Source organism: Xanthomonas axonopodis (assembly GCF_001304695.1).
Lineage (GTDB): Bacteria > Pseudomonadota > Gammaproteobacteria > Xanthomonadales > Xanthomonadaceae > Xanthomonas > Xanthomonas axonopodis.
Genome location: NZ_JFAQ01000072.1, coordinates 21,850 through 31,218 on the forward strand (window position 1 = coordinate 21,850; position 9,369 = coordinate 31,218).

Consider the following 9,369-nt stretch of genomic DNA (forward strand, 5'->3'; position numbering starts at 1 on the left):
GACATCCACTTCGCTACAGCAGCGTGATCTCTACGGCAGGCTGTCGGCGTCCCTGCAGGTCTAGGCCGATGTGCGATTGCGTCCCTTCTGCTTGGCGCGATACAGCGCCGAATCGGCATCGTGCACGATGGCGTTGGGGCTCAGCGGCGCTTCGCCGGGTTCAAAGGTGGCGGCGCCGATGCTGACGGTGACGTGCGCGCTGGTGGGGCTTGACAGATGCATCAGGCCGAGCTCGGCAACCGCATTGCGCACGGCGTCGGCCAGGCGCAGCGCGCCTGCGGCATCGGTGTGCGGCAGGATCATGCCGAACTCTTCGCCGCCGTAGCGCGCGGCGAGGTCTTCGCTGCGGCGCGAGCAGCCGGCAATGGCGCCTGCGATCAAGCGCAGGCAGGCATCGCCGTTCACGTGGCCATAGGTGTCGTTGTAGAGCTTGAAGTGATCGACATCGATCATCAGCACAGACAATGGCGCCTCAAGGCGAACCGCGTCCTGCAACGCACGCGATAGCCGGTGGTCGAAGGCGCGCCGGTTGGCGATGCCGGTCAATGCGTCTATCCAGGCTTCGGTACTCAGCTTGGCTTCGTTGCGGTGCATGCGGCGCAGTTGCAGATCCAGCCAGATTCCCACGCCCAGCAGCAGGGTGCAGCCCAGCGCGGCCACCACGATGCGTTGGCGCGCGGTTTCCCGCCAGTTGGCCAAGGCATCGTCCACCGAAACGCCGGTCAGCACGGTCAGCGGATAGGGTCGCGCCGGTGCAAAGCTGGAGATGCGCTCCACGCCGTCGATCGGCGAGCGATAGGTGGCGGTGCCGTGCTTGCGTGCGCGCATGGTCACGTAGATCGACGTTCCTGCGATCGAGGTGCCGATCACGCCCTGTTTGTCGGGCCGGCGCACCATCACGATGCCATCGTCGTTGATCATGCCGATGGTGCCGTGCGGGCCGACTTCGAAGGTGCTGTAGTAGTTCTGGAAATACTTCAGTTGCAGGGTGACCAGCACCACGCCGGCGAACTCGCCACGGGGGGTGTTGAGGCGGCTGCTCAAGGTCAGCACCCAGGAGCCGTCCGAGCGGCTTTGTACGGGCGGGCCGACCAGCGACAAGGCGTCGCGATGGTCGCGGTGGTACTTGAAATAGGCGCGATCGGCGTTGTTGTGCGTTCTGGGGGTGCTGTCCAGCGACGAGCTTACCCAACTGCCGTCCGCGGCATAGATGAAGATGCCATGCAGGCGATCGGAGCGGCGCGCTTCGCGCACCAGAAACTCATGCAGCGCAGAACGCGCGGCGCTGGAGCCCTGGTCGTGTTCGATCCGCGACACCAACCCGGACAACACGGCGTCGGCGATGGAGAGGGTGTCGCTGGCATGCTGCGCCAGCGAATTGGCCAGATTCAACGACTGCGCCTGGGCGCTGCGCAGCGCGGTCGCGCGCTCGTCATGGATGGACCAGTATTCGGAACCGAGCAACAACATCCAGGACGCAGTCAGCACGAAGTGCAGCGCGATGCGCTGAGCACGTTGCCGCCTCCGCTTGGTTGGTGAGGTCACTGTGGTTACCTGTCTGGATACCAGGGCGATGCAACCGCCGTGCCAGCCTACGCGTCGCGGCAGGCATGCCTAGGTGCGTCAACACATGCAATGACAGATCTGTGATTGAGGCCTCACGTCACACGCAACAGCCCGCTTGCGCGCATCGCGACGCGCGATGGCTGCTGCAGCAGCGCTCGCTGCACATCGATGAGTACTAACACTGGCGTCGCTCCATGCCGACGCACCTGAATTCTACGACCCTCGATCATCGACCTCCGGACCGACGTCGCCGCGGATGTCAGAGCCAGCTCGACTGCGTTTGCATAATGGGCTGCGTGCTATCCCTGGAACCGAATCATGCTCAGGAGTTGCCATGCAAGCCATTCGTCTTCGCCATCCCGCCGGCATCGCGTCGCTGCAGTCGGTTGCATTGCCAGATCCGGGGCAGCCTGCACGCGGTCAGATCCGCGTGCGCCTGCATGCCAGTTCGCTCAATTTTCATGACCTGGGCGTTGTGCTCGGGCAGATGCCGACCGCAGACGGGCGCATTCCGATGTCCGATGGCGCAGGCGTGGTGGAAGCGGTGGGGTGGCTGGATGGCGAGCCGTTGCATGCCGGTTTTGCCACCACCCCGGGCGACGGTGTCGATGGCTATGCGCGCTCGGCGGTCGTCGCCGATGCACAGGCATTCACCCACGCGCCCCCGTGGTTACGGTCACGCCGAGGCTGCGACGCTGACCACCGCCGGCGTCACAGCGTGGCGTTCGCTTGCGGTCAACGGCCGGCTCAAGGCTGGCGACAGCGTGCTGGTTCTGGGCACCGGCGGCGTGTCGATCTTTGCACTGCAATTCGCCGAGGCGATGGGCGCGCGCGTGATCGCCACGTCCTCATCCGACGAGAAACTGGAGAAGGTGCGAGCGCTTGGTGCCGACCACCTCATCAACTATCGGCAGCATCCCGAATGGTCAGCGCAGGTCCTGGATGTCACCTACGGGCGTGGGGTGGACCATGTGGTCGAGGTCGGTGGCCCGGGCACGCTGACGCAGTCGATCCGTGCCGCGCGCGTGGGTGGGCATATCGCCCTGATCGGCGTACTGACCGGTGCCGCTGGGCCGGTTCCGACTGCCGAAATGATGGGGCGCCAGCAACGCCTGCAGGGACTGGTCGTTGGCAGCCGCAAGCATCAGCAGGATTTGGTGCGCGCACTCGACAGCTTGCCGCTGCGGCCGGTGATCGATCGCAGCTTTGCGCTGGATGAGATCGGTGAAGCCTTCGCGCTGCAGAAGGCCGGTGGGCATCTGGGCAAGATCACGCTGGAGTTCTGATCCAGCCCGCGGCACTGAGCGTCGGCGATGCGTCCGCACCGCCGGCGCGCGAATCCACTATTTCGACGTGTGCAAGGGCGGCCGATTGCATGACCCTGCTGGCGAGCGCAACCAATGTTTCTCTGATTTGGTCCGGTTGCCACTCACGGCGGCCAACTCACGTGCTGCACCCGCAACATTCCAAAAACTGTACAGCCGGCCCGTTCGGCTCCAACGTCATCGGCGCCTTGGTTGGTGATTCGCCGTGATGAGCGGCTTTCATCGGCGCATGCAGTAACCGGCGCGAATGCGGGCGAAAACCGAAGTTGGAAACGGGCAATACCACCGTTTTACGCCCGCAGTCACCGCTGCGCAATCACGCGCTTCTGACCGGCAGCGCTGCACATTGATTGAGAACTGTAAAAGCCAGCATTGTTGGAGATGCCAGCCATGAGAGACATCAAGATGACCCGTCGCGAGGTACTGATCGCGGGAACGGCATCCGCAGCCAGCGTTGCCGCAACCCAATCGATGGCCGCCACCGCCGCCATTGCGATGCCGCAGCGGCCGGCAACCGAGCCTGCCAATGCATCCAGCCGGGTCGCTTTCGAGGTGAACGGCAAACCGGTCACGCTGACGCTAGATAACCGCACCACCTTGCTGGATGCGCTGCGCGAACATCTGCATCTCACCGGCACCAAGAAGGGCTGCGATCACGGCCAGTGCGGCGCCTGTAAGGTCATCGTCGACGGGCAACGCATGAACGCGTGTCTGTCGCTGGCAGTGATGCATGAGGGCGCCAAGGTCACCACCATCGAAGGGTTGGGCACGCCGGACAAGCTGCACCCCATGCAGGCAGCGTTCGTTAAGCACGATGGCTACCAATGCGGGTATTGCACGCCCGGGCAGATCTGTTCGGCAGTGGCGATGCTGGACGAGGTGAAGCGCGGGATTCCCAGCCATGTCACCGAAGACTTCACCGGCAAGACCAGACTCACCACGTCCGAGTTGCAGGAGCGCATGAGTGGCAATATTTGCCGCTGCGGTGCGTACTCCAACATCGTCGAGGCCATCAACGACGTTGCGGGAGGCCGCGCATGAAGGCCTTTAGCTACGAGCGCGCCACCTCTCCGGCCGACGCCGCAGCCAAGGCTGCGCGTCAACCCGGTGCCAAGTTCATCGCAGGCGGGACCAACCTGCTCGATCTGATGAAGCTGCAGATCGAAACGCCGTCGCATCTGATCGATGTCAACGGCCTGCGCCTGGATACCATCGAGGCAACGCCCGACGGTGGTTTGCGTGTCGGCGCACTGGTGCGCAACACCGACCTCGCTGCCGACCAGCGCGTGCGCCGCGATTACGCCGTGTTGTCGCGCGCATTGCTGGCCGGGGCCTCGGGGCGACTGCGCAATCGCGCCACCACGGCAGGCAACCTGCTGCATCGCACGCGTTGTCCCTATTTCTGCGACACCAACCAGCCGTGCAACAAGCGACTGCCTGGCAGCGGCTGCGCGGCCATCGGCGGATATAACCGTCAACTGGCAGTGATCGGTGCCAGCGAGGCGTGCATTGCCACCCATCCCAGCGATATGGCCATTGCCATGCGCCTTGTCGATGCCGTGGTGGAAACGGTGCGCCCGGGATGGCCAGACGCGCGCGGTGGCCTTGTCCGAGTTTTATCGTGCACCGGGAACGACGCCGCATCTGGAAACCGTGCTGGAGCGCGGCGAATTGATCACCGCCGTCACCTTGCCCAAGCCGCTCGGTGGCAGGCATGTGTACCGCAAGGTGCGCGACCGTGCCTCGTATGCGTTCGCCCTGGTGTCGGTGGCCGCCGTCGTGCAGCGCGATGGCAGTGCACGCGTTGCAGTCGGCGGGGTCGCGCACAAGCCATGGCGCAGCGAAGCTGCCGAGGCCAGATCGAAAGAGGGTGCCCGCGCCATTGCGTCCGTGTTGCTCGACGGCGCACAGCCCACCGAACACAACGCATTCAAGGCGGCGCTGGTCGAGCGCACCTTGACCGCGATCCTGGCCGACACGAGAGCCTGATATGAATTTCGATACTCCCGCCGGCACCAATCCCATCGATCAGCTCACAGTCGTAGGCAAGCCCGTCGACCGCATCGACGGGCCACTCAAGACCACCGGACAGGCGCCGTATGCCTACGAACATCACGACTTGCCGGGCCAAGCCGCTTACGGGCACGTGGTGGGCGCAGGCATCGCCAAGGGCACCATTCGCAGCATCGACCTGAGCGCGGCGCGCAAGGCGCCGGGCGTGCTGGGCATCGTGACTGCGCAGAACGCCGGCAAGCTGCAAAAGGGCAAGTTCAACACCGCCAAGCTCTTGGGAGGCTCCGAGATCACCCATTACCACCAGGCCATTGCCGTGGTGGTGGCGGAAACCTTCGAGCAGGCACGTGCGGCCGGTCAGTTGATCAAGATCGATTACGGTCGTCACGTTGGCGCCTACGATCTGCAAAAGGCCCGTGCCGGCGCTAAGGTGACCAAGAAGGGCGACGCGCCCAACAGCAACGTCGGCAACTTCGACGCTGCCTTCGCGGCGGCGCCGGTGCAGCTGGATGCCGAATACACCACACCCGATCATTCGCACGCGATGATGGAGCCGCACGCTTCCATTGCCATGTGGGAGGGCGACAAGCTCAGCGTGTGGACCTCCAATCAGATGATCAACTGGGGTGCCGGCGATCTGGCCAGGACGCTGGGCATCCCGCGCGAAAACGTGCGGATCATGTCGCCGTACGTCGGCGGCGGTTTCGGCGGAAAGCTGTTCCTGCGTGCCGATGCAGTGCTGGCATCGCTGGCCGCCCGTCAGGTCGGACGTCCGGTGAAGGTCATGCTGCCACGGCCGCTGATCGTCAATAACACCACCCACCGCCCGGCCACGGTGCAACGTATTCGGCTTGGTGCCGGGCACGACAGCAAGCTCACCGCGATTGCGCATGAAAGCTGGTCGGGCGACCTGCCCGACGGCAGCCCGGAAACTGCCGCGGCACAGACGCAGTTGCTGTACGCCGGTGCCAACCGCCTGATTACCACGTGCCTGGCCGTGCTCGATCTGTCAGAAGGCAACGCGATGCGCGCGCCAGGTGAGGCGCGGGGATTGATGGCGTTGGAAATCGCCATGGACGAGATGGCCGAAAAGCTCGACATGGACCCGGTCAAGTTCCGCATCGTCAACGACACCCAGGTAGACCCGGAAAATCCGCAGCGCCCGTTCTCGCAGCGTCAGTTGGTCAAGTGCCTGGAAGATGGCGCGAAGCGATTCGAATGGTCCAAGCGCAAGGCCAAGCCGGCCAGCACGCGCGACGGTCGTTGGCTGGTCAGCATGGGCGTTGCAACGGGATTTCCCAATGCGCCGGTCATGACCTCCGGCGCGCGCATGCGTCTGGAGCAGGGCGGGCGCGTGGTGGTGGAAACCGACATGACCGATATCGGGACCGGCTCCTACACCATCATTGCGCAGACCGCTGCGGAAATGCTTGGCGTCCCGCTCAACTGGGTGGATGTGCGCCTGGGCGATTCGAGTTTCCCGGCCTCTGCAGGCTCAGGTGGGCAGTGTGGCGCAAACAGTGCCACCGCAGGCGTCTATGCAGCCGCAGTCAAATTGCGCGAAGCAGTAGCCAAGCAACTGGGTCTGGATCCGGCCGCTGCCGAATTTGCCGATGGCTATGTGCGTGCCGGCGGCAAGCGCGTCGCGCTCGGCGATGCCGCGGCCAATGGCGCGCTGGTGGTGGAAGAGAAGATCGAATTTGGCGATCTCAGCAAGACGCATCAGCTCTCAACATTTGGCGCGCATTTCGTCGAGTTGGGCGTGGATGTGGCAACCGCCGAAGTGCGCATCCGGCGCATGCTGGCCGTGTGCGCCGCGGGGCGCATCCTCAATCCCAAATCCGCGCGCAGCCAGGTCATCGGTGGCATGACCATGGGCGCCGGCGCGGCACTGATGGAAGAGCTGGCAGTGGACAAACGCCTGGACTTTTTCGTCAACCACGACCTGGCCGGCTATGAAGTGCCGGTGCATGCAGACATCCCGCATCAGGACGTGGTGTTCCTGGAAGAAAGCGACCCGCTGTCGTCTCCGATGAAGGCCAAGGGCGTGGGTGAGCTGGGCATCTGCGGCGTGGCAGCGGCGATTGCCAATGCGGTCTACAACGCAACCGGCGTGCGTGTGCGCAACTACCCGGTGACCCTCGACAAAACTGCTGCCGCACCTGCCCGAGATGCTGCACGCGTGAGCGCAGTCGTTGCCCCGGTCACGCATGCGCCGCCGGCGTGGCCGGCATGGCCGGGCTACGCGTTGCTCGATGACTTGCTGCCAACGCTGACCGCATGGCAGCGCGCCGGGCAGCGCGTGGCGATGGCGACCTTGGTCGGCGTGCAAGGCTCATCCCCACGCCCGTTGGGGAGCGAGATGGCCATCAGCGCCGACGGGAGCGTGGCGGGCTACGTCTCCGGCGGCTGCGTCGAAGCGGCGGTGGCGCATGAGGCCATGGCAGTGCTGCGCGATGGTCAGCCGCGTTGGTTGGATTATGGCGAAGGCAGCGAAGTGCTGGACATCCAGCTCAGCTGCGGCGGGCGCATCGGCGTGCTGGTGTGGCCGGTGCCGGATCTAGGCGAGTACCTCGCGCGTTGGCGTAATGCGCGCCAGCATCGACGCGCCTTTCATGTGGCCTTGGATCGTGCGTCCGGCACGGTGCGTTACCTTGCAAATGCACGGGACACGCGCGCAGGCGAATTCGTGCGCACGCACCGTCCGCCATTACGGCTGGTGCTGGTCGGAGCCGACCCGTCGCTCCTGGCGCTGGTGTCGTTGGCCAGCCAGATGGGCATCGAAGTGCGCGTGCTGCGGCCGCATGGTCCGGGCGAACCGCCACCGGGATTGGCGCCCGAGCACTACGACCGACGTGCGCTGGGCGATGCACTGCATGACCTGCATCTGGATACCGACACCGCGCTGTATAGCCTGGCCCACGATGCCGAGATCGACCTGCAGGTTGCGCGGCGCGGTTTGGCATCCCCTGTGGCCTGCATCGGCATCCTCGGCAGCCGGCAGAAGCGCGAAGGTCGTTTGCAGGCGCTGCGTGCGCTGGGGTACAGCGATGCCTCGCTCGCACGTCTGCGTTTGCCGGCGGGCTGGCGCATGGGACGCTCGTCGCCGCACACCATCGCGCTTGGCATCATCGCCGAAGCCACGCAAGCGGTGGCAGATCTGCAGGCCGTTACGGCAAGGCGATAAGTCGCTGGCTGCTCCTGCGGCGTGCGTGAGTCGTCAAGGCTTATCTCAGCCTGGTCCGAGCGAAGGAAGGCTGATTTCGAGCATTATCGTTACTGGCTTCCGACAGCGCGCAGCAATCTCTATCGCACTTGGAAAGGCTTCGCTGATACAACGATGGCGCACGCAAGGTGCGGTCACCTCGCACGCACAGCCCGCGCTCTAGGCTGCAGCTGGCTTCCAATGAAGCAGCACGTCGCCATGACCCTTGTTCCGGATCGCCACGTCGACGTCTCGCGTGATGCTGTTCGCGTCAGTTCTCTCGCCGCCAATCGTCCCGCGCGTGGTGACATCGGCGAAAATCGCGGTGCTCTCGCCGTCTCGCAATCGACACCGTCCTCTGTCGCCGCCGCGCCAGCAGCGTGCTGCCCATGAGTGGCGATCACGCGGCACTGGTGCTGGGCGCCGGGGCAGGGCGCCGGCTTGGCCGCTCGAAGCAATTGCTGAAGCGTGATGGCGAGCCGTTGCTGCGCCGCGCCGCACGCATTGCGTTACAGACTGCGCCGCGCCGCTGCGTGGTCGTGCTGGGTGCCGATGCTGATGTATTGAGCGAGGTGTTGCAGGACCTGGATGTCGAAATACTCCGGCATCCCGATTGGGCCGAGGGCATGGGTTCCAGTTTGGCCGCGTTGCGCCGGCATGTGCAGGGCGACGGGGCGTTGCGACGCAGCCTGATCCTGGGGTGCGATCAGCCTGCGCTGGATGCCCCGCATTTGCGCTCTCTGCTGGAAGAGGCCGATCGCGCCGTCTCCGGCTGTGCAACCAGTGGCTATAGCGGCGTACGCGGCATTCCCGCGGTGGTCACGCATGCGGCTTGGGCGGATGTTCCGTTGCAGGCCGATAGCGGCCTGCGGGGACTGTTCGCCAGCCTGGATATGCAGAGCCTGGGGTGCGTGAGCGCCCCGGCGTTGGCGCTGGATATCGACACGCCGGCCGATCTGGTCGCCGCGCAGCAGCGCGGCTGGGTCGATGCTGAGTGAGACGCCATGACGGGTACGCACGCAAATCTCTGGCAGCCTGGGCCCTGACACGATAGGCGCGGCGGCCGCACGTAAGCGACAGGCACTTTCACTGCATGCGCGAACGCTGACCTTACCGGTGCTAATCACAGGCACCAGTCCAGGCGCGTTACCGATTCTTTGCAGGCTGCCAACCCTCACGCTCGGCCGGCGCCTTTAACCGACCAGCAGCCTTACGGTAATCCCCCCCCCCCAGGTTAGCTGACGCCAGAAGTGGAATTTT

The 9,369-nt window shown here is 64.9% G+C and carries 5 protein-coding genes and 3 pseudogenes; 6 read left to right on the plus strand and 2 right to left on the minus strand.

Annotated features, from left to right (window positions below):
- Nucleotides 1–60 precede the first annotated feature (60 nt).
- Nucleotides 61–1,608, minus strand: a complete 1,548-nt coding sequence (locus tag XAXN_RS07720; RefSeq protein ID WP_174515551.1) for a sensor domain-containing diguanylate cyclase — start codon at nucleotides 1,606–1,608, stop codon at nucleotides 61–63.
- Nucleotides 1,609–1,888: 280 nt separating this feature from the next.
- Nucleotides 1,889–2,224, minus strand: a complete 336-nt coding sequence (locus XAXN_RS23000) for a hypothetical protein (protein ID WP_245149943.1) — start codon at nucleotides 2,222–2,224, stop codon at nucleotides 1,889–1,891.
- On the opposite strand from XAXN_RS23000, the pseudogene XAXN_RS07725 reads away from it, so the two are divergent.
- From XAXN_RS07725 to XAXN_RS07755, 6 genes and pseudogenes are all read left to right on the plus strand, one after another.
- Nucleotides 2,111–2,852 (plus strand): annotated as a pseudogene (locus XAXN_RS07725) (zinc-dependent alcohol dehydrogenase family protein). The gene XAXN_RS23000 and the pseudogene XAXN_RS07725 overlap by 114 nt on opposite strands.
- A 420-nt stretch (nucleotides 2,853–3,272) precedes the next feature.
- The gene (gene paoA, locus XAXN_RS07730; protein ID WP_280631811.1) at nucleotides 3,273–3,932 is read left to right on the plus strand and encodes an aldehyde dehydrogenase iron-sulfur subunit PaoA; all 660 of its coding nucleotides are present in this window, start codon (nucleotides 3,273–3,275) and stop codon (nucleotides 3,930–3,932) included.
- Nucleotides 3,929–4,880: pseudogene (locus tag XAXN_RS07735) on the plus strand (FAD binding domain-containing protein). Before paoA ends, XAXN_RS07735 begins: the two are co-directional and overlap by 4 nt.
- Before the next feature lies 1 nt (nucleotide 4,881).
- Nucleotides 4,882–7,090, plus strand: a pseudogene (gene paoC / locus XAXN_RS07740) (aldehyde oxidoreductase molybdenum-binding subunit PaoC).
- Entirely contained in the window at nucleotides 7,087–8,091 is a 1,005-nt protein-coding gene (locus tag XAXN_RS07745; protein ID WP_054319117.1) for an XdhC family protein, read from the plus strand. The pseudogene paoC and the gene XAXN_RS07745 overlap by 4 nt, the downstream one beginning before the upstream one ends.
- Before the next feature lie 407 nt (nucleotides 8,092–8,498).
- On the plus strand, nucleotides 8,499–9,107 hold the full coding sequence (locus XAXN_RS07755; RefSeq protein WP_054319119.1) for a nucleotidyltransferase family protein: 609 nt from the start codon (nucleotides 8,499–8,501) through the stop codon (nucleotides 9,105–9,107).
- Nucleotides 9,108–9,369: the final 262 nt, after the last annotated feature.

Excerpts from the sequence above, each read along its gene's own strand:
- XAXN_RS07755 (WP_054319119.1), top strand. The coding sequence starts at position 8,499 with ATGAGTGGCGATCACGCGGCACTGGTGCTGGGCGCCGGGGCAGGGCGC.
- paoA (WP_280631811.1), top strand. The coding sequence starts at position 3,273 with ATGCCAGCCATGAGAGACATCAAGATGACCCGTCGCGAGGTACTGATC.